Annotated in this window: 21 protein-coding genes, 1 pseudogene and 1 riboswitch; of the genes and pseudogenes, 9 read left to right on the forward strand and 13 right to left on the reverse strand. The window is 72.8% G+C overall.

What is annotated here, in order from left to right; all coding sequences use genetic code 11:
- The first annotated feature begins 14 nt into the window (after positions 1-14).
- Entirely contained in the window at positions 15-755 is a 741-nt protein-coding gene (locus CHR28_RS34555; RefSeq protein ID WP_094057674.1) for a TetR/AcrR family transcriptional regulator, read from the forward strand.
- Positions 756-798: 43 nt separating this feature from the next.
- Here CHR28_RS34555 and CHR28_RS34560 read toward each other — a convergent pair whose 3' ends face one another.
- Positions 799-2106, reverse strand: coding sequence for a metallophosphoesterase (locus tag CHR28_RS34560; RefSeq protein WP_094057675.1), 1308 nt, complete (start codon positions 2104-2106; stop codon positions 799-801).
- Positions 2107-2129: 23 nt separating this feature from the next.
- Positions 2130-2369, reverse strand: coding sequence for an SCO4848 family membrane protein (locus CHR28_RS38660; RefSeq protein WP_094057676.1), 240 nt, complete (start codon positions 2367-2369; stop codon positions 2130-2132).
- Positions 2370-2541: 172 nt separating this feature from the next.
- On the opposite strand from CHR28_RS38660, the gene CHR28_RS34570 reads away from it, so the two are divergent.
- On the forward strand, positions 2542-3858 hold the full coding sequence (locus tag CHR28_RS34570) for a D-alanyl-D-alanine carboxypeptidase family protein (protein ID WP_094057677.1): 1317 nt from the start codon (positions 2542-2544) through the stop codon (positions 3856-3858).
- Here the strand turns inward: CHR28_RS34570 and CHR28_RS34575 are convergent.
- Genes CHR28_RS34575 through CHR28_RS34590 form a run of 4 tightly spaced genes read right to left on the reverse strand, consistent with a single transcriptional unit; the run spans position 3806 to position 6618 of the window.
- Complete coding sequence (locus CHR28_RS34575; protein WP_179272666.1) at positions 3806-4723, reverse strand: YihY/virulence factor BrkB family protein; 918 nt, start codon at positions 4721-4723, stop codon at positions 3806-3808. The two genes, CHR28_RS34570 and CHR28_RS34575, sit on opposite strands and share 53 nt — an antisense overlap.
- Positions 4711-5163 carry a GtrA family protein gene (locus tag CHR28_RS34580; protein WP_179272667.1) on the reverse strand — a complete coding sequence of 151 codons (453 nt, stop codon included), beginning with the start codon at positions 5161-5163 and terminating at the stop codon, positions 4711-4713. Before CHR28_RS34580 ends, CHR28_RS34575 begins: the two co-directional genes overlap by 13 nt.
- The gene (locus CHR28_RS34585) at positions 5160-6104 is read right to left on the reverse strand and encodes a decaprenyl-phosphate phosphoribosyltransferase (RefSeq protein WP_094057679.1); all 945 of its coding nucleotides are present in this window, start codon (positions 6102-6104) and stop codon (positions 5160-5162) included. The genes CHR28_RS34580 and CHR28_RS34585 overlap by 4 nt, the downstream gene beginning before the upstream one ends.
- Positions 6097-6618 carry a phosphatase PAP2 family protein gene (locus tag CHR28_RS34590; RefSeq protein WP_094057680.1) on the reverse strand — a complete coding sequence of 174 codons (522 nt, stop codon included), beginning with the start codon at positions 6616-6618 and terminating at the stop codon, positions 6097-6099. Before CHR28_RS34590 ends, CHR28_RS34585 begins: the two co-directional genes overlap by 8 nt.
- 133 nt (positions 6619-6751) lie before the next feature.
- Between CHR28_RS34590 and CHR28_RS34595 the strand changes: the two genes are divergently transcribed.
- Positions 6752-8158 (forward strand): FAD-binding protein, encoded by a 1407-nt coding sequence (locus CHR28_RS34595; protein ID WP_373453414.1) that lies wholly within the window; start codon positions 6752-6754, stop codon positions 8156-8158.
- Between the two features lie 20 nt (positions 8159-8178).
- Positions 8179-8934: a decaprenylphospho-beta-D-erythro-pentofuranosid-2-ulose 2-reductase gene (locus tag CHR28_RS34600; RefSeq protein ID WP_094057681.1), complete on the forward strand. Its 756-nt coding sequence runs from the start codon at positions 8179-8181 to the stop codon at positions 8932-8934.
- Positions 8935-8947: 13 nt separating this feature from the next.
- On the opposite strand, the gene CHR28_RS34605 is transcribed toward CHR28_RS34600, so the two are convergent.
- The 5 genes from CHR28_RS34605 to CHR28_RS34625 form a co-directional block, all read right to left on the reverse strand.
- The gene (locus CHR28_RS34605) at positions 8948-9526 is read right to left on the reverse strand and encodes a 2'-5' RNA ligase family protein (RefSeq protein ID WP_094057682.1); all 579 of its coding nucleotides are present in this window, start codon (positions 9524-9526) and stop codon (positions 8948-8950) included.
- Between the two features lie 143 nt (positions 9527-9669).
- Positions 9670-10683 (reverse strand): tryptophan--tRNA ligase, encoded by a 1014-nt coding sequence (gene trpS, locus CHR28_RS34610; RefSeq protein WP_094057683.1) that lies wholly within the window; start codon positions 10681-10683, stop codon positions 9670-9672.
- 115 nt (positions 10684-10798) lie between these two features.
- Positions 10799-12244, reverse strand: a complete 1446-nt coding sequence (locus CHR28_RS34615) for a glycine hydroxymethyltransferase (protein WP_094057684.1) — start codon at positions 12242-12244, stop codon at positions 10799-10801.
- Positions 12245-12275: 31 nt separating this feature from the next.
- Positions 12276-12361: riboswitch (ZMP/ZTP riboswitch) on the reverse strand.
- 45 nt (positions 12362-12406) lie between these two features.
- A complete protein-coding gene (locus CHR28_RS34620) occupies positions 12407-13588 on the reverse strand; it encodes a glutathionylspermidine synthase family protein (protein WP_094057685.1) in 1182 nt (393 codons plus the stop codon).
- Positions 13589-13602: 14 nt separating this feature from the next.
- Positions 13603-13944: a hypothetical protein gene (locus tag CHR28_RS34625; protein WP_094057686.1), complete on the reverse strand. Its 342-nt coding sequence runs from the start codon at positions 13942-13944 to the stop codon at positions 13603-13605.
- 128 nt (positions 13945-14072) lie between these two features.
- Here CHR28_RS34625 and CHR28_RS34630 point away from each other — a divergent pair, with 128 nt between their 5' ends.
- A complete protein-coding gene (locus tag CHR28_RS34630) occupies positions 14073-14918 on the forward strand; it encodes a hypothetical protein (RefSeq protein WP_094057687.1) in 846 nt (281 codons plus the stop codon).
- A gap of 37 nt (positions 14919-14955) precedes the next feature.
- Here the strand turns inward: CHR28_RS34630 and pdxR are convergent, their stop codons facing one another.
- Positions 14956-16344: a MocR-like pyridoxine biosynthesis transcription factor PdxR gene (gene pdxR, locus CHR28_RS34635; RefSeq protein ID WP_094057688.1), complete on the reverse strand. Its 1389-nt coding sequence runs from the start codon at positions 16342-16344 to the stop codon at positions 14956-14958.
- Between the two features lie 47 nt (positions 16345-16391).
- On the opposite strand from pdxR, the gene CHR28_RS34640 reads away from it, so the two are divergent.
- From CHR28_RS34640 to CHR28_RS39065, 4 genes and pseudogenes are all read left to right on the forward strand, one after another.
- Positions 16392-16898, forward strand: coding sequence for a carboxymuconolactone decarboxylase family protein (locus CHR28_RS34640; RefSeq protein ID WP_094057689.1), 507 nt, complete (start codon positions 16392-16394; stop codon positions 16896-16898).
- Positions 16895-17341 (forward strand): carboxymuconolactone decarboxylase family protein, encoded by a 447-nt coding sequence (locus tag CHR28_RS34645; protein ID WP_094057690.1) that lies wholly within the window; start codon positions 16895-16897, stop codon positions 17339-17341. The genes CHR28_RS34640 and CHR28_RS34645 overlap by 4 nt, the downstream gene beginning before the upstream one ends.
- Complete coding sequence (locus tag CHR28_RS38665) at positions 17338-17451, forward strand: isocitrate lyase/phosphoenolpyruvate mutase family protein (protein ID WP_256984579.1); 114 nt, start codon at positions 17338-17340, stop codon at positions 17449-17451. The genes CHR28_RS34645 and CHR28_RS38665 overlap by 4 nt, the downstream gene beginning before the upstream one ends.
- A gap of 24 nt (positions 17452-17475) precedes the next feature.
- Positions 17476-17595, forward strand: a pseudogene (locus tag CHR28_RS39065) (isocitrate lyase/phosphoenolpyruvate mutase family protein); the annotation flags it as partial.
- A 3-nt stretch (positions 17596-17598) separates the two neighbouring features.
- Here CHR28_RS39065 and CHR28_RS34655 read toward each other — a convergent pair.
- Positions 17599-18555, reverse strand: a complete 957-nt coding sequence (locus tag CHR28_RS34655) for an ABC transporter substrate-binding protein (protein ID WP_094057691.1) — start codon at positions 18553-18555, stop codon at positions 17599-17601.

Genomic DNA, 18555 nt, shown 5'->3' on the forward strand with positions numbered 1-18555 from the left:
TAGGCTCTGTTCCCGTGCCCGAGAAGAACGACGGCCCCGACGACGGCGCCACCCCGAGCAAGTCCGAGCAGACCCGCGCCCTGATCCTGGAGACGGCCATGCGGCTGTTCCAGGAACGCGGCTACGACAAGACGACGATGCGGGCCATCGCCAAGGAGGCCGGGGTCTCCGTCGGGAACGCGTACTACTACTTCGAGGGCAAGGAGCACCTGATCCAGGGCTTCTACGACCGGATCGCCGCCGAGCACCAGCTGGCCGTCCGGGAGATCCTGGAGCGGGAGAGCGACCTGGAGGCCCGGCTGGCCGGGGTGCTGCGGGCCTGGCTGGACATCGCCACGCCGTACCACGAGTTCGCGGTGCAGTTCTTCAAGAACGCCGCCGACCCGGACAGTCCGCTCAGCCCCTTCTCGCCCGAGTCGGAGCACGCGCGCCTGGAGGCCATCAGCGTCCACCGGCAGGTGCTGGCCGGGACGAAGACGAAGGTGCCCGAGGAACTGCGGGACATCCTGCCCGAGTTGATGTGGCTGTCCCAGATGGGCCTCGTCCTGTACTGGATCTTCGACCGCACCGAAGGGCGGGAGCGCAGCTACCGGCTCGCGGAGCGGGGCGCCCGGCTCACCGCGCGCGGGGTCGCCCTGGCCCGCTTCCGGGTGCTGCGGCCGCTCGTGCGGGAGGTGCACGAGCTGTTCACGGACTTCCTGCCGGGCATGACCCGCGCGATCCCGGACCCGGCCAGGCGCACCACCGGGTCCTAGGACGGGTCCGGGTCCGGGTCCGGGAAGCTCTCACCGGCCCGGGTCACGCCTGCCGCGACGCCAGTTCGATCACCGTGATGTCGGACGGTGCCCCGACCCGGGTGGGCGGGCCCCAGGCGCCGGCGCCGCGCGAGACGTAGAGCTGGGTGTCGCCGTAGCGCTCCAGGCCCGCGAGGGTGGGGTTGGCGGCGGAGGCGAGGAGGTTGCCGGGCCAGAGCTGGCCGCCGTGGGTGTGGCCGGAGAGCTGGAGGTCGACGCCGTGGTCGACGGCGTCGTGGATCTGCACCGGCTGGTGGGCGAGGAGCACGCACGCGCGGGCCCGGTCCCGGTCGCCGAGCGCCCGCGCGAAGTCGGGGCCCTGGCCCTCCTCCTCACCGGCGACGTCGTTGACCCCGGCCAGGTCGAAGTACGGCAGTTCCCGGCGGGCGTTCTCCAGGGGGTTCAGGCCGAGCCGCCGGACCTCCTCGACCCACTGTTCGGCGCCGGAGAAGTACTCGTGGTTGCCGGTGACGAAGTACGAGCCGTGCCGGGCTCTCAGCTGCGCCAGCGGGGCCGCGGCGGGGCCCAGGTCCTTGACGCTGCCGTCGACCAGGTCGCCGACGACCGCGATCAGGTCGGGCTGGGTCGCGTTGATCGTGTCGACGACCCTCTGCGCGAAGCCGCGGCCCAGGACGGGGCCGAGGTGCACGTCGCTGACCACGGCGATCCGGTACCCGTGCGCCCCGCGCGGCAGCTTGGCCAGCGGCACGGTGACCCGCTTGACCTGCGGGCCGCGCAGCACGCCGTACGTCCCGTACCCGACGGTTCCGACAGCGGCGGCGGCGGCCGCTCCGCCGACGACCCGGGAGACGAAGAGACGGCGGGAGGGGCCGGAGGGGCCGCCGGCGTCGGCGGGCGGGCCGGACGCGGGGGCCGGTTCCGGGTCGGCCGCCACGGTGGAGGGCGCCCGCCCGGGCACGGTGACCTTCTGTGGCGGTGAGGCGGCGGGCGTCACCGCTGCGGCCTCGGGGCCCTGCTCCCCGGCTCGGTCCCGCCGCTCCAGGAAGCGGCGCAGCAACGGCCGGACGACCTCGCCCGCGAGGACCGCGAGCAGCAGGTATATCGACAGTGCCAGCCACAGGAAACCGGGCCAGGCGAGGACCTGCTGGAGCCAGAAGGGGGCGCCCGAGCGTTCGGCGACCAGGGCCGTGATCGCGAGGACCCAGCCGCCGGCGATCAGCACCGCGCCCGCGCGGCGGGCCGGGCCCGGTCCGCGGGTGGTGTCGCGGAACAGGCGGCGCCACACATACCAGTTGGCCGTCACGATGACGGCCAGGACCAGCAGGGCGACGAGTACGAAGACGATGGCCACGGTGTCGTGTCTCCCGATTGCCGTTATGACGTCCGGCGCAGTGCGCGCAGACCACGCAACCCGATGGCCCCGACGACCGTCCCCAATACGAAGGAAACGACGGCGAGCAGCAGGTGCACCCAGAAGTACGCCGTGGGCCGACCGTCGTCGAACGCCAGTCCGCTGCCGTCCTTGACAAGGTTCTTGACGAAAGTGATCCAGATGACCCAGCTCCACACCCCGAAGGCGAGCAGGAACCAGGACACGGGGCGGCTGAGCTTCACAAAATCAGACCTTTCATCGCAATGCCGAGCTCCCGGGGCCGGCCGGGGGTCCGGGGGTTGTCCCCCGGATGAGCACAGCATGCAACCAGTATCGCCAGCGCCTGTCCGGTTCCTTCCCCGGGGTGGGGCCGCAGGCGGGACTTCCCCGCGCACGGCATGTACGTTTCCGACCGTGCCCGCACCGAAGAAGACCGCCAGGCGATCCCTGCTGGTCACCTCCGCCGTCCTGTCGACCCTCGCCCTGGCCGCGCCCGCCGCCGTCGCGGCCCCCAAGCCCTCGGGCAGCCCCTCGGCGAGCCCGTCGGCGAGTCCCTCGGCCACGCCCCCGGCGTCGATGTCGACCGTCGGCGGCGCCCGGCTCGGGCTGCCGGGCACGCAGGTGAACCTGGCGAGCGGCGTGCCGGTGCTGCCGAAGGACGTCAGCGCCCGCTCCTGGATCGTGGCCGACGCCGAGACCGGTGACGTGCTGGCCGCGCACAACGCGCACTGGCGCCTCGCCCCGGCGAGCACGCTGAAGATGCTGTTCGCGGACACGCTGCTGCCGAAGTTCCCCAGGGACACCGAGCACAAGGTGGTTCCCTCGGACCTGGCGGGCATCGGCCCCGGCTCCAGCATGGTCGGGATAAAGGAGGAGGAGACGTACTCGGTCCACGACCTGTGGCTCGGCGTCTTCCTGCGCTCCGGCAACGACGCCGTGCACGTGCTGTCGGCGATGAACAAGGGCGTCGAGAACACCGTCAGGGAGATGAACGAGCACGCCGAGGAGCTGCAGGCCCTCGACACGCATGTCGTCAGCCCGGACGGCTACGACGCCGAGGGGCAGGTCTCCTCGGCCTACGACCTGACGCTGATCGCCCGCTCCGGGATGCAGAAGAAGGACTTCCGCGAGTACGCCTCGACGGTGACGGCGAAGTTCCCCGGTGAGACGAAGAAGAACAAGAAGGGCAAGAAGGTCCGCAAGTCCTTCGAGATCCAGAACACCAACCGGCTGCTGGCCGGCGACGCGGACGTGCCCGTCTACGAGGGCATCGCCGGCGTCAAGAACGGCAACACCACCAACGCCGGCGCCACCTTCACCGGGGTCGCCGAGCGGGGCGGCAAGGTGCTGCTGGTGACGGTGATGAAGCCGGAGAAGGACGGGCACAACGAGGTCTACAAGGAGACCGCCCGGCTGTTCGACTGGGGCTTCAAGGCCGCCGGGAAGGTGCGGCCGGTGGGCGAGCTGGTGCCGCCGAAGAGTGCCGCGCAGGCCGCCGCGCCGGACGCCAACCCCTCCGGCGAGGCGGGCGGCTCCGGGGACGGCGCGAAGGGCACGGCCGGGACGGGCTCCCAGCCGGTGGCCGGCGCCCCGGCGGCGGACGGCTCCAGCGGCATCGGCGTCGCGCTCGGCGTGACCGGGGGCGCGCTGGTGCTGCTCGCGGGTGGCGCGTTCCTGGTCAACCGCCGGTGGCCGCTGCCGGATCTGGTGCGCCGCCGGACGCGCCCGTGAAGCCGGGCACCTCGTCCTGCTTGCTCTGCGTCGCCGTCCAGGAGGCGCAGAACAGCACCAGCTTCGAGGTGAAGTTGATCCACAGCAGCAGCGCGACGGGCACGCCGAACGCGCCGTACATGCTCTTCGCGGCCACACCCTGGAGATAGCCGCTGAGCAGCAGTTTCAGCAGTTCGAAGCCGACCGCGCCGGTCAGGGCCGCCACGACCAGGCGGTGGCGCGTCGGCTCGACGCCGGGCAGCAGCGTCAGGACGTAGAGCAGCAGCAGGAAGTTGGCGAGGACGGCGATCAGGAACGCGACGACGCGCAGCAGGACCCCGCCCCAGCCGCCCTCGTCGATGCCGAGTTCCCGGATGATCCAGCCGATCATCGCGGAGGCGACGGCGGAGGCGGCGATGGTGACCAGCAGCGCGCCGCCCAGGCCGATCAGGACCCCCGCGTCCTTGCCGTAGCGCACGAGGGGGTTCTCCTCCTCCTCGGGCAGCTCCCACACCGCCCGCAGGCACTCGCGCATCGAGCCGGCCCAGCTGACGCCGGTGAAGAACAGCAGCGCGCCGGCGATGAGCCCGATGGTGCCGGCGTTCTCCACCAGGCCGGCGACGTCCAGCTGGTCGGAGATGCCCGGCACCTGCTCGGCGATCTTGTCCTGCAGCCGGTCCTGCTGCTCGGTGCTGAGCGTGGCGGCGGCGATGGTGGCCGACACCGTCAGCAGCGGGAACAGCGCGACGAAGCTGGTGAAGGTCATCGCGGCGGCCAGCCGCGTCCACTTCACGCGGTCCAGCCGCTCGTACGACCGCCACGCGTGGGTGATCATCAGCCGCTCCGCCCACGGCCCCACCACCGGGAGCTTTTTCAGCCAGTCCATGATCCGACTCTGCCCTCCGCCCGGAACACCCATGTGCGGGTACCCCAGAACCGCAGAACTGTGGCCAGGGCCATGCCGACGATCGCGCCGGAGACGGTGTCGGCGCGCTGGGAGGTGAGCCCGAGGCCGTAGTGGCTCACGGCGAGGCAGAGCAGCTGGACGGCGGCCCCGGCGAGGTTCACCGCGAAGAACACGGCGCAGGGGCGCAGGCCCCGGGGCCGCGCGGCCCGGTAGGGGCCGAGGGCGTTGCCCGCGTAGGCGACCGCGCAGGCGGCCAGGAAGGACAGGGCCTTGGCGGTGAGCGGACCGAGCCCGGCGGGGCCGCGCAGGCAGGTGAACAGGGCGAGGTCGACCGCGTAGGCGAGCAGACCGGCGGCGGCGAAGCCCAGCAGCTCCCGGCGCAGCGGGGGCGCGGGGCCGGACCAGGCGCGCGTGGTCACCAGTTGGCCACCGCCAGGCCGTACATCGCCACCCACGCCACGCCGATCAGGGCGAGCGCCCGGTCGCGCAGGACGACGTCCTCGGGTTCGCCGGCCGTGCCGCGGTCGGCGAAGACGGCGTAGCGCAGGATCGCCAGGATGAAGGCGACCATGGACAGCTGGCGCCAGGGCAGCACGCTGGTGTGCGGGACGCCGCCCTCCTCCATGGCCCACAGGCAGTAGCCGAGGACGGCGACCCCGGCCGCGAGCTGCCAGACGAAGCGGAGGTAGCCGGTGGTGTACTCGGTGAGCAACGCGCGGGTGGCGCCCGCCTTTCCGGCCATCTGCACGGCCTCCGAGTAGCGCTTGGCCGCCACCATGAACAGCGCGCCGAACCCGGTGGTGATCAGGAACCAGCGCGACAGCGGGATGCCGAGGGCGAGTCCGCCGACCATGGCCCGCATCAGGAACCCGGTGGTGACGACGGCGAGGTCGACGACCAGGACGTGCTTGAGGCTGATGCAGTAGGCCAGTTGCATCGCGAGGTACGCGGTCAGCAGGGAGGCGACGGCCGGGCCGCACAGCCAGGCCGCCGCGGTGGGCGCGAGGACGCCGAGGAGGCCGCCGGCGGCGTAGGCGACGGGGACCGGTACCTGTCCGGCGGCGACCGGGCGGTGCCGTTTGACGGGGTGGGCGCGGTCGGCGTCGGCGTCGCGGGCGTCGTTGACGAGGTAGACGGCGGCGGCGCAGGCCGTGAACAGGAGGAACACCAGGGCGAGTTGGATCAGGGCGTGGCGGGAGAAGAGTTCTCCGGCGGCGGCCGGGGCGGCGACCACGAGGACGTTCTTGACCCACTGCCTGGGGCGGGCGGTTCTGAGCAGTCCGGCCGGGACACCGCCCCTGCGGGGTGGCGCGGGCGGCTGCTCGGGGGCGCGCTGGCGGAGGATGGCCGTCTCAGTCACGGGGTGTGCCTCCCGTCATCCAGCGGGCGCCGAGCCGGGCCGTGAGGGCGCCGAGGGCCGCGCCGGCCGCGACGTCCGAGGGGTAGTGGACGCCGACGACCAGGCGGGAGACGCACACGGCGGCGGCGAGCGGCGGGACCGCGCGGACGCCGAGGGCGCCGAAGGCGACGGCGGCGGCCGCGGAGGAGGTGGCGTGCGAGCTGGGGAAGGAGTGCCGGCCGGCGGTGCGCACCAGCGGGTCGACGTGCGCGGGGCGCGGGCGGCGCACGACCCGTTTCACCCCCATGCTGACCAGGTGCGCCCCGGCGGTGAGGGCCGTGCCGCGCAGCCAGGCGCCGCGTCTGCCGCGGTCGACGGCGGCTCCGGCCAGGCCCGCCGCCAGCCACAGCGCCGCGTGTTCCCCCGCCCAGGACAGGGCGCGTGCGGCGCCGGCCACGCGCGGGTCGGTGCCGCAGGCCCTGAGCGCCGCAACGATCCGGTGATCCATGTCGTGCAGGTCGTCGAGGTCGTCCATGTGGACTCACTGTTCACGCCCGACTCGCCTGAACTCCGGCAATATTGAGCGACATCCCATTAATCACCCATTTCGGGGAGGGATGCCATGTTCTCGAACTCATCGCCCACACTAGGGCGATACGGTCACCGACATGTCTGCCGACACCGACTCCGACACCGACTCCGTCCCCGAGTACGCCCCGGACGTCATGGGCCTGGACCACACCACCGTCACCGGCTGGGGCCGCACCGCCCCCACCGCCGCCCGGCTGATCCGCCCACGGACGTACGAGGAGGCCGCGGCGGCCGTCCGCGGCTGCGGGGAACGCGGCGGGATCCCCCGGGGCCTGGGCCGGGCGTACGGGGACGCGGCGCAGAACGCGGGCGGGGCCGTGCTCGACATGACGGGCCTGGACCGGGTGCACGCGATCGACGCCGACGGCGGCACCGTGCTGTGCGACGCGGGCGTCTCCCTGCACCGCCTGATGGAAGTGCTGCTGCCCCTCGGCTGGTTCGTGCCAGTCACGCCCGGCACCCGCTACGTCACCGTCGGCGGGGCGATCGGCGCCGACATCCACGGCAAGAACCACCACGTCTCGGGCTCCTTCGCACGGCACGTGCTCGCCCTCGAACTGCTCACCGCCGACGGCGAGATCCACACGGTGATCCCGGGCACGCCGCTGTTCGACGCGACCGCCGGTGGCATGGGCCTGACCGGGGTGATCCTCACCGCCACGATCCGGCTCCAGCCCGTCGAGACCTCGCTGATGTCGGTCGACACCGAACGCGCGACCGACCTCGATGACCTCATGGCCCGGCTGGCGGCCACCGACCACCGCTACCGCTACTCCGTCGCCTGGATCGACCTGCTGGCCCGCGGCGCTGCCACCGGCCGCGCGGTCCTCACCCGCGGCGACCACGCGCCCCTGGACGCGCTCCCCGCCCGCATGCGCCGCGACGCGCTCTCCTTCCGCACCTCGCGCCTGCCGTCCGCCCCCGCCGTCCTGCCCGAGGGCCTGCTCAGCCGGACGACGGTGGGCCTGTTCAACGAGCTCTGGTACCGCAAGGCGCCCCGCGCCCGCACCGGCCAACTCCAGCGGATCTCGGCCTTCTTCCACCCCCTGGACGGCGTGCCCCACTGGAACCGCGTCTACGGCCGGGGCGGCTTCGTGCAGTACCAGTTCGTCGTCGGCTACGGCCGGGAGGACGCCCTGCGCCGCATCGTGCGCCGGATCTCCGAACGCCGCTGCCCGTCCTTCCTGGCCGTCCTCAAGCGCTTCGGGGAGTCCGACCCGGGCTGGCTGTCCTTCCCCGTGCCCGGCTGGACGCTGGCGCTGGACATCCCGGCGAGCCTGCCCGGCCTCGGCGCGTTCCTCGACGAACTCGACGAGGAGGTCGCCGCCGCGGGCGGCCGCGTCTACCTCGCCAAGGACTCCCGGCTGCGCCCGGAGCTGCTCCCGGCGATGTACCCGCGCCTGGACGACTTCCGGGCCCTGCGCGCCGAGCTGGACCCGCACGGGGTGTTCGTGTCCGACCTGGCCCGCCGCCTCCACCTCTGAGCGAACCCCTAGGAGCTGTCATGAAGGACGCCTTCGGCCTCCCCCAGTCCCTGCTCGTCCTCGGCGGCACGTCCGAGATCGCGCTGGCCACCGCCCGCCGGCTGATCGCCCGCCGCACCCGCACCGTCTGGCTGGCGGGCCGTCCCTCACCCGCGCTGGAGGAGGCCGCCGGGCAGCTGCGCGGGCTCGGCGCCGACGTGCACACCGTGGCCTTCGACGCGCTCGACCCCGCCTCCCACGAGGCCGTGCTCGGCAAGGTCTTCGCCGAGGGCGACATCGACCTGGTGCTGCTCGCCTTCGGCCTGCTCGGGGACCAGGCCCGCGACGAACGGGAGCCGGAGGCGGCGGTGCGGGTCGCGCAGACCAACTACACCGGCGCGGTCTCGGCCGGCCTGGTGTGCGCCCGCTCGCTCCAGTCGCAGGGGCACGGCTCGCTGGTCGTGATGTCGTCCGTGGCGGGCGAGCGGGCCCGCCGCGCCAACTTCATCTACGGCTCCAGCAAGGCCGGCCTGGACGCCTTCGCGCAGGGCCTGGGGGACGCACTGCACGGCACGGGCGTGCACGTCATGGTCGTGCGCCCCGGCTTCGTGCGGACGCGGATGACCGCGGGGCTGCCCGAGGCGCCCCTGGCGACCACGCCCGAGGCGGTCGCCACGGCGGTCGAGCTGGGGCTGCGCCGCCGCTCGGAGACGGTGTGGGTACCGGGCGCGCTGCGCGTGGTGATGGCGGCGCTGCGGCACCTGCCGCGCGGGGTGTTCCGCCGCCTGCCGATCTGACCCGCCAGGGGGGTCAGCGCGTGGGCACCGAGCCGTGATCCACGCGGCCGGACTGCGAGGGGACCACCGGGCCGCCGAAGGGGAACTCGCGGAGCTTGCGCCAGACGCCGTCGGCGCCCTGTTCGTAGAGGGCGAAGCCGGTGCAGGGCCACTCGGCCTCGTAGCCGGCGAGCTCCTCGAAGGCGCGGTCCATGGCGGCCTCGTCGATGCCGTGCGCCACGGTGACGTGCGGGTGGTACGGGAACTGCAGTTCGCGTGCGATGGGTCCGGCGGGGTCGCGGACCTGCTGCTGGAGCCTCGTGCAGGCCTCCGCTCCGGCGACGACCCGCACGAACACCACCGGCGACAGGGGCCGGAAGGTGCCGGTGCCGGACAGCCGCATGGGGAACGGCCGGCCGGCCGCGGCGACCTCGGTCAGATGCGCCTCGACGGCCGGCAGGGCGGCCTCGTCGACCTCCGTTGGCGGCAGCAGGGTGACGTGCGTGGGGATGCCGTGAGCCGCGGCGTCGCCGAAGCCCGCGCGCAGCTGCTGGAGCTCGCTGCCGTGAGGCTCCGGGACCGCGATCGACACACCGATCGTTACGGTCCCCACGTCGTCTCCTGTCGTTTCAGTTGGCGGGCCGCTGATACGACCACCCGGTTATCGACTGTAAGGCCACGACCGGGTTACGGGCAGGCGCAACCGGAGTGATGTACAGCGCTGTTCGGTGGTACGGCTGTGCGCGGGGCCGGCGTTCAGTGCTTGGCGGGCAGGAAGCCGACCTTGTCGTACGCCTGCGCGAGGGTCTCGGCGGCGACGGCGCGGGCCTTCTCGGCGCCCTTGGCCAGGACCGCGTCGAGCGTCTCGGGGTCGTCCAGGTACTGCTGGGTGCGCTCCCGGAACGGCGTGACGAACTCGACCATGATCTCGGCGAGGTCCGTCTTCAGCGCGCCGTACATCTTGCCGGTGTACTTCTCCTCCAGCTCGCCGATGGTCTCGCCGGTGAGGGTCGAGTAGATCGTGAGGAGGTTGCTGACGCCCGGCTTGTTCTCGGCGTCGTAGCGGATCACCGTGTCCGTGTCCGTGACGGCGCTCTTGACCTTCTTCGCCGTGGCCTTCGGCTCGTCCAGGAGGTTGATCAGGCCCTTCGGCGTGGACGCCGACTTGCTCATCTTGATCGACGGGTCCTGGAGGTCGTAGATCTTCGCCGTCTCCTTGAGGATGTACGGCTTCGGGACGGTGAAGGTGGGGCCGAAGCGGCCGTTGAAGCGCTCGGCGAGGTCGCGGGTGAGCTCGACGTGCTGGCGCTGGTCCTCGCCGACGGGGACCTCGTTCGCCTGGTAGAGCAGGATGTCCGCGACCTGGAGGATCGGGTACGTGAACAGGCCGACGGAGGCGCGGTCGGTGCCCTGCTTGGCGGCCTTGTCCTTGAACTGGGTCATGCGGGAGGCCTCGCCGAAGCCGGTGAGGCAGTTCATGACCCAGGCGAGCTGGGCGTGCTCCGGGACGTGGCTCTGCACGAAGAGCGTGCAGCGGTCCGGGTCGAGACCGGCCGCGAGGAGCTGGGCGGCGGCCAGGCGCGTGTTCGCGCGCAGGTCCTTCGGGTCCTGCGGGACCGTGATCGCGTGCAGGTCGACGACCATGTAGAACGCGTCGTGTGTCTCCTGCAGGGCCACCCACTGGCGGACGGCGCCGAGGTAGTTGCCGAGGTGGAACGAGCCGGCGGTGGGCTGGATGCCGGACAGCACGCGGGGACGATCGAAGGCCATGTCCCTCATTCTCTCAGAGAGCTCGGGAGGATCGGTTCGCGGGGAACTGCGGGCCGGTGGGACCCGTTCGCGCAGTTCCCCGCGCCCCTGGGGACGCTGCCCCTGACGGCGTTCGTCAGCCGAGGTCGATCTCCGGGTAGAGGGGGAAGCCCGCGACCAGGTCCGTGGCGCGCCGGGAGATCTCGTCCGCGACCTTCGCGTCGAGGACGTGGGCGGCCTTGGAGGGGGCGCCCGACTTGGTGGTGCCCGGCTCGGTGGTGGTGAGGACGCGGTCGATCAGGCCGGCGACCTCGTCCATCTCGGCGGTGCCCAGACCGCGGGTGGTCAGGGCGGGGGTGCCGATGCGGATGCCGGAGGTGTACCAGGCGCCGTTCGGGTCGGCGGGGATCGCGTTGCGGTTGGTGACGATGCCCGAGTCCAGCAGGGCGGCCTCGGCCTGGCGGCCGGTGAGGCCGTAGGAGGAGGCGACGTCGATCAGGTTCAGGTGGTTGTCCGTGCCGCCGGTGACCAGGGTCGCGCCGCGGCGCATCAGGCCCTCGGCCAGCGCCCGGGAGTTGTCGACGATGCGCTGGGCGTAGTCGCGGAAGGACTCCTGCCGGGCCTCGGCGAGGGCCACGGCCTTGGCGGCCATGACGTGCGGGAGCGGGCCGCCGAGGACCATCGGGCAGCCGCGGTCGACCTGGTCCTTCAGGGAGTCGTCGCACAGGACCATGCCGCCGCGCGGGCCGCGCAGCGACTTGTGCGTGGTCGTCGTCACGATCTGGGCGTGCGGGACCGGGTCGAAGTCGCCGGTGAGGACCTTGCCCGCGACCAGGCCGGCGAAGTGCGCCATGTCCACCATGAGCGTGGCGCCGACCTCGTCGGCGATCTCGCGCATGATCCGGAAGTTCACCAGACGGGGGTAGGCCGAGTAGCCCGCGACGATGATCAGCGGCTTGAACTCGCGGGCCGTGGCGCGCAGGGCCTCGTAGTCGAGCAGGCCGGTGGCCGGGTCGGTGCCGTAGGAGCGCTGGTCGAACATCTTGCCGGAGATGTTCGGGCGGAAGCCGTGGGTGAGGTGGCCGCCCGCGTCCAGGGACATGCCGAGCATGCGCTGGTTGCCGAACGCGCGGCGCAGCTCCGCCCAGTCCTCCTCGGAGAGCTCGTTGACCTGGCGGGCGCCGGCCTTCTCCAGGGCCGGAACCTCGACGCGCTGGGCCAGGACCGACCAGAAGGCGACGAGGTTGGCGTCGATGCCGGAGTGCGGCTGGACGTAGGCGTGGCGGGCGCCGAAGAGCTCCTTGGCGTGCTCGGCGGCGAGGGACTCGACGGTGTCGACGTTGCGACAGCCGGCGTAGAAGCGGCGGCCGATGGTGCCCTCGGCGTACTTGTCGCTGAACCAGTTGCCCATCGCCAGGAGCGTCGCCGGGGAGGCGTAGTTCTCGGAGGCGATCAGCTTGAGCATCTCGCGCTGGTCGGCGACCTCCTGGCCGATGGCGTCCGCCACGCGCGGCTCCACGGCGCGGATGACGTCGAGGGCGGCGCGGTAGGCGGTGGAAGCGGGGCTGAGCTCTGCGGACATGAGGACCTCCGGACGTTGCGTTCAGCGTTCACGGTACGGCCCAGGCGCACGGCTCTTGTCGTTCGGGCCGCTCCCCGATGGTTCGTCCATCCCAGCGCGCCAGTCACGGCCCGTGGCCAGCCTACCGGGTCGCCCCGCGCGGCCGGGCGCGGGTTTCGGCCCTCAGAGGATCACGTGGGGCAGGAATCTCGCGTACTCGTCCGTGATCAGGCCCGAGGACTCGCGGATGCCCAGGCCCGCCGACTCGTTCTCCACCACCCAGGCGCCCAGGACGACCCGGTTGCCGTCGAAGTCGGGCAGCGGGGCCAGTTGCTGGTAGCAGCAGGGTTCGTCGCGGGGGGTGGGGTCCGTGCCGGGCTCGTGGATCGTGACGCCCGCTCCCTCGCGGCCGAGCAGCGGCTTGGCGACCCAGCCCGTGGCGGTCAGGTCCCGGGGGCCGTCCAGGTACGCGGGCAGCAGGTTGGGGTGGTCCGGGTAGAGGTCCCAGAGGATCGCCAGCAGGGCCTTGTTGCTGAGGAGCATCTTCCAGGCCGGTTCGATCCACAGGGTGGAGCCCGTGCCGCCGCCGTTGTCGAGGGTGTCCAGGACGTGGCCGGCGAAGCGGTCGGTGGTGAGCCATTCCCAGGGGTAGAGCTTGAAGATGCTGCGGATGAAGCGGAGGCGGTTGTCGACGAAGCGGCCGGAGAGGCGGTCCCAGCCGATCTCCTCCATGGCGATCCAGTCGGTGGCCAGGCCGGCCTGCTCGGCGGTCTCCTTGAGGTAGGCGACCGTCATCATGTCCTCGCCGAGTTCGTCGGCCGAGGAGTACGCGAAGTACAGGGGGCTGCCGGGCGGGAGGAGGGCCGCCTGGTTCTTCCAGGCGTCGATGAGCCGCTCGTGCAGGGAGTTCCACTGGTCGGCGCCGGGGAAGCGCTCCTCCATCCAGAACCACTGCGGGGACGCGGCCTCCACCAGGGACGTGGGCGTGTCGGCGTTGTACTCCAGGAGCCTGGCCGGGCCCGTGCCGTCGTAGTGGAGGTCGAAGCGGCCGTAGAGGGAGGGCAGTTCGGCGCGGCGGTGCCAGGCGTCGGCGACCGCCCGGGCCACGCGGGGGTCGGTGATGCCCAGGTCGGCGAAGCGGTCCTCGGTGACGATGTGCTCGGCCGCCGCCAGGCACATGCGGTGGAGCTCCTCGACCACCTCCTCCAGGGCCTCGATCTCGGGCAGGCTGAAGACGTAGTAGGCGCTCTCGTCCCAGTAGGGGCGCAGGGAGCCGTCGGGGTAGCGGGTCAGGGGGTAGATCAGGCCCTGTTCCTCGACGGTCTGCTGCCAGCCGGGGCGGGGGGTGGTGGTACGGCGTTCCATGCGCGCGTGCCCGGTCAGCCGCCGCCGCTGCCGCCCGAGCAGCCGAAGCCGCCCCGGTCGACGGCCTCGCTGCGGCTGAAGGTGCCGTCGTCCGCGTAGCGGCCGCTGACGTCGGCGTCGTAGTACCAGTCGGCGTTCGTGGCCTTGCCGGGCTTCTTGCGGCTCTTGCCCGTGGAGGAACCGGACGAGCAGTTCTGGTCCGCGACGATCTTGTAGCCGTTGATGTAGTCGTAGCTGTCCCGGTCCACGCAGCGGCGGTCCGGGTCGGAGCCGCAGGCGGACAGGGCCGCCGCGAGGACGCCCATGCCGCCGAGGACCACTGTGCTGGAACGCAGCCGCCGCCGTGTCTCCGCCATACCGGTGCTTCTCCCCCGTCTGTTTCTGTCATGTACCGCTGGACGGTCAGCCTAGAGAGCGGTGTGCGCGGCCGCGCACGGCCCCCCTGCGTCCGCGTCTCCCCTAGGGTCGATATGTGATCTTTGGAATGGTGTGCGCCCTGGGTGCGGCGGTCTGCTTCGGTACGGCGACGGTGCTGCAGGCGATCGCCGCGCGGGCCGCCGCGGCGACCGGGCCGGGCGGGGACATGGCGCTGCTGTGGCGGGCGCTGCGGCAGTGGCGGTATCTGGCCGGACTCGCGCTGGACGGGCTCGGCTTCGTTCTCCAGGTCCTCGCGCTGCGGTCGGTGCCGATCTACGCCGTGGGGGCGGCACTGGCGGCGAGCCTCGCCGTCACGGCCGTCGTGGCCGCCCGGCTGCTCAAGGTGCGGCTGAGCCGTGTGGAGTGGGCCGCGGTGGGGGTGGTGTGCGCCGGGCTCGCGCTGCTGGGGCTGGCCTCCGGCGCCGAGGGCGACGAGTCCGGGCCCGGCTGGCTGGAGTGGGCGCTGCTCGGGGTGGCGGCCGGGGTGCTGCTGCTCGGGGCGGCGGCGGGGCGGCTTCCGGAGCGGGCGCGTGCGCTGGTGCTGGGTCTGGGCTCCGGGCTGGGGTTCGGGGTGGTGGAGGTGGCGGTCCGGCTGATCGACGGGCTGACGCCCGTCGCGCTGCTCACCGACCCGGCGGTGTACGCGCTGCTGCTCGGCGGCGGGGCCGGGTTCCTGCTGCTGACCTCGGCCCTGCAGCGCGGGTCCGTGACGACGGCCACCGCCGGGCTCGTCCTCGGGGAGACGGTCGCGCCCGCGCTGATCGGTGTGGTGTGGCTCGGGGACCGCACCCGGCCGGGGCTCGGCTGGCTGGCGATCGTCGGTTTCGCGGTGGCGGTGGCGGGGGCGCTGGCGCTGTCGCGGTTCGGGGAGGCACCGGTGGAGGAGCCGGCCGGGGTGGCCGGGCCGCGCTGAGCGGACGGACCGGCCGGCGGGGGAAGGACCCCGGTTCTCATCCGGGCAGCACCGCGCACAGTGCGTCCAGCGCTCCCGACCAGGCGTGGTCCGGTGGGGTCCCGTAGCCGACGACCAGGGCGTCGGCCGGCTCGGCGGCCGCGTCGGCGTGCCGGTAGCGGGCCAGTCCGTGGACGGCCAGGCCCCGCCAGTGGGCGGCCTGGACGACCGACTGCTCGGTGCCGGGCGGCAGGCGCAGCAGGACGTGCAGACCGGCCGCGATGCCGGTGACCCGGGCCTCGGGGGCCCGGGCGGCCACGGCGGCGACCAGGGCGTCCCGGCGGCGCCGGTAGCGCAGACGGGTGGCCCGCACGTGCCGGTCGTAGGCGCCGGAGGTGAGGAACTCGGCCAGGGTCAGCTGGTCGAGCACGCCGCAGGTGTCGACGCCGCCCTTGGCCGCGGCGGCCTCCTCGGCGAGGTCCGGCGGCAGCACCATCCAGGCCAGCCGCAGGCCGGGCGCGAGGGACTTGCTGGCGGTGCCCAGGTAGACCACCCGGTCGGGGTCGAGGCCCTGGAGCGCGCCGACGGGCTGCCGGTCGTAGCGGAACTCGCCGTCGTAGTCGTCCTCCAGCACCAGCCCGCCGGTGCGGCGCGCCCAGTCGACGACGGCGGCCCGGCGGTCGCGGTGCAGGGGCACGCCCATGGGGAACTGGTGGGCGGGGGTGAGCAGGACCGCGTCGGTGCCGGGCAGCGCGCCGGGGTCCGTGCCCCGCCGGTCGAAGGGCAGCGGGACGGTGCGCAGGCCGGAGCCGGACAGGACCCTCCAGTGCACGTCCAGGCCGTACGACTCCACCGCGACCGTCCGTGCGCCGCGTGCCCGCAGGGCCGTGCCGAGCAGTCTCAGGCCGTGCGCGAACCCGCCGCACACCACGATCCGTTCGGGGTCGGCGCGCACGCCCCGGGCCCGGGCCAGGTACCCGGCGAGCGCGGTGCGCAGCTCGGGCCGGCCGCGCGGGTCGCCGTAGTCCAGGGCGTGGTACGGGGCGGCGTCGAGGGCGCGGCGGGCGGCCTTGAGCCACTCGGCGCGCGGGAAGGACGCGAGGTCGGGGCTGCCGGGGCGCAGGTCGTAGGCGGGGCGGGTCCGTTCGCGCGGGTGGGGCGCCGACCCGGCCGGGGGGACGACGGTGCGCTGCGCGACCCGGGTGCCGGAGCCCTGCCGGGCCGTGAGCCAGCCCTCGGCGACCAGGTCGGCGTAGGCGTCGGCGACCGTGTTGCGGGCGATGCCCAGGTCGGCGGCGAGCGAGCGGGAGGAGGGCAGCCGGGTGCCCGGGGCGAGCCGGCCGGAGCGCACCGCCTCGCGCAGGGCGTCGGTCAGCCCCCTGCGCAGGCCCGGGCCGGCCGGTTCCAGGTGCAGGTCGACGCCCAGAGTGGCCCACTGTTCCGCCATGGAAATGGACCATACCCCTGGGCTGCTTCCTCCCTAGGGTCGAGGGCATGACGACGCACCTGAACGAGACGGCCGCCGCGCGCGCCGCCGAGCGGCCGGCCCGGCTGGACTGGGCCAAGCACGCGCCGGAGGTCTACAAGGCGATGGTCCGGCTGGAGATCGCCGCCCGGCAGGGCCTGGACCACACGCTGTACGAGCTGGTGAAGATCCGCGCCTCCCAGATCAACCACTGCGCCTTCTGCATCGACATGCACACCAAGGACGCCCTCGCGGCGGGCGAGAGCGTCGAGCGGATCGTCCAGCTGAGCGCCTGGGACGAGTCGCGGCACTTCTACACGGAGAAGGAGATCGCGGCGCTGGAGCTGACGGAGGCCGTGACGGTCCTGACGGACGGTTTCGTGCCGGACGAGGTGTACGAGCGGGCCGCCCGGCACTTCGAGGAGGCCGAGCTGGCGCAGCTGATCGCGGCGATCACGACGATCAACGCCTGGAACCGTTTCGGGGTGACCTGCCGGATGGTGCCGGGGCACTACCAGCCGGGCCAGTACAAGTGACGGTGCGGACGCGGGCGCTCGACCCGGCGGTGGCCCGGGCCCTGTCGGCCCTGAGCGCCGCGGCGAAGGAGGGGCTCGGCGACCCGGCCCTGGCCGAGCTCGTCGTGATCCGCGCCTCGCAGCTCAACCGGTGCGCGTTCTGTCTCGACATGCACCTCGCGCTCGCCCGGCGGTACGGGGTGAGCGAGCGTCAGCTGGACCTGCTGGCCGCCTGGGAGGAGGCCGGGGACGTCTTCGACGAGCGGGAGCGGGCGGCGCTGGCGCTGACCGAGGCGGTGACGGTCCTGACCGGCGGTTTCGTGCCGGACGAGGTGTACGAACGGGCCGCCCGGCACTTCGACGAGGCCCGGCTGGCCCATCTGGTCGGCCTGATCGTCGCCATCAACAACTGGAACCGGATGATGGTCGCCCGCCGGATTCCGCCGGGGGGTCACACACCATGAACAACGCCGATGTCTTCGACGCCCTGCACCACCACCGGCCGCCGGGCGACCCGCTGGTGCTGCCCGGCCCCTGGGACGCGGTCAGTGCCCGGGTGTCGCCTGCGGGCTGACCGATCCCGGGCGTCTTCACCAAGGACGGCCCCTCGCCCGCCGAACTCGGCAGGCGGGGGGCCACCCGGGTCACCTTCGGGCCGGGTCTCCAGCGGCGGGCCGCACGCGCGGTGCGGGAGATCGCCGCCGGGCTGCTGCGGTGAGGGTCAGGACAGCCACTGGCGCCACGTGGACTCGTGGCTGTCCACCCACTTCTTCGCCGCCTCCTCGGGGGACATCTTCTGCTCGGCGATCATCAGGGAGACCTCGTTCTGGTCCTCGGTCGTCCACGTGAACTTCTTCAGGAAGGCCGCCGCCTTGCCGCCCTTCTTCGCGAAGTCCGCGTTGAGGTACTTCTGCAGCGGGGTGTGCGGATAGGCGCAGGCGACCTTCTCCGGGTCGGCGTCGCAGCCCTCCTTGTACGGCGGCAGCTTCACCTCGGTCATCGGGACCTTCTCGAAGAGCCACTGCGGGGAGTACCAGTAGGTCAGGAAGGGCTTCTTCTCCTTGGCGAACTGCCTGATCTGGGTGATCTGCGCCGCCTCGGAGCCCGCGAACACCACCTGGTAGTCCAGCTTCAGGTTCTTCACCAGCGCCTTGTCGTTGGTGACGTAGGACGGCGAACCGTCCATCAGCTGGCCCTTGTCGCCGCTCTCCGGGGTGCGGAAGAGGTCGGCGTACTTGTTCAGGTTCTTCCAGTCCGTGATGTCGGGGTGCTGCTTGGCGAGGTACGTCGGGACGTACCAGCCGATGTGGCCGGTGACGCCGAGTTCGCCGCCCCGCGCGATCGTCTTCTTGTCCTTGACGTACCGCTGTTCCTGCTCGGGGTGGCCCCAGTCCTCCAGCAGGGCGTCGACGCGGCCCTGGCTCAGCGCGTCCCAGGCGGGCACCTCGTCGACCTGGACGGTGTCGACGCGGTAGCCCAGCTCGTGCTCCAGGAGGTACTGGGCGACGGCCACGTTGGACTGCGCGCCCACCCAGGACTGCACGGACAGGGTCACCGTCTTCGCGCCCTGCGCGTTGGCGAAGGGCGAGGCCTGCTTGGTCATGTCGGCGGCACCGCAGCCGGTGAGCAGCGCCAGAGAGCTCACCGCGGCGACCGCGGCAGTGGTACGGACGCGCAT

This window comes from Streptomyces sp. XY006 (assembly GCF_002237655.1).
GTDB classification, from domain to species: domain Bacteria; phylum Actinomycetota; class Actinomycetes; order Streptomycetales; family Streptomycetaceae; genus Streptomyces; species Streptomyces levis.

Bases quoted from the DNA above. Each gene is read 5' to 3' on its own strand.
- CHR28_RS34575 (WP_179272666.1), bottom strand. From the start codon at position 4,723: ATGGACTGGCTGAAAAAGCTCCCGGTGGTGGGGCCGTGGGCGGAGCGG.
- CHR28_RS34590 (WP_094057680.1), bottom strand. From the start codon at position 6,618: ATGGACGACCTCGACGACCTGCACGACATGGATCACCGGATCGTTGCG.
- CHR28_RS34595 (WP_373453414.1), top strand. From the start codon at position 6,752: ATGTCTGCCGACACCGACTCCGACACCGACTCCGTCCCCGAGTACGCC.
- CHR28_RS34600 (WP_094057681.1), top strand. From the start codon at position 8,179: ATGAAGGACGCCTTCGGCCTCCCCCAGTCCCTGCTCGTCCTCGGCGGC.
- trpS (WP_094057683.1), bottom strand. From the start codon at position 10,683: ATGGCCTTCGATCGTCCCCGCGTGCTGTCCGGCATCCAGCCCACCGCC.
- CHR28_RS34615 (WP_094057684.1), bottom strand. From the start codon at position 12,244: ATGTCCGCAGAGCTCAGCCCCGCTTCCACCGCCTACCGCGCCGCCCTC.
- CHR28_RS34620 (WP_094057685.1), bottom strand. From the start codon at position 13,588: ATGGAACGCCGTACCACCACCCCCCGCCCCGGCTGGCAGCAGACCGTC.
- CHR28_RS34625 (WP_094057686.1), bottom strand. From the start codon at position 13,944: ATGGCGGAGACACGGCGGCGGCTGCGTTCCAGCACAGTGGTCCTCGGC.
- CHR28_RS34630 (WP_094057687.1), top strand. From the start codon at position 14,073: ATGGTGTGCGCCCTGGGTGCGGCGGTCTGCTTCGGTACGGCGACGGTG.
- pdxR (WP_094057688.1), bottom strand. From the start codon at position 16,344: ATGGCGGAACAGTGGGCCACTCTGGGCGTCGACCTGCACCTGGAACCG.
- CHR28_RS34640 (WP_094057689.1), top strand. From the start codon at position 16,392: ATGACGACGCACCTGAACGAGACGGCCGCCGCGCGCGCCGCCGAGCGG.
- CHR28_RS38665 (WP_256984579.1), top strand. From the start codon at position 17,338: ATGAACAACGCCGATGTCTTCGACGCCCTGCACCACCACCGGCCGCCG.
- CHR28_RS34655 (WP_094057691.1), bottom strand. From the start codon at position 18,555: ATGCGCGTCCGTACCACTGCCGCGGTCGCCGCGGTGAGCTCTCTGGCG.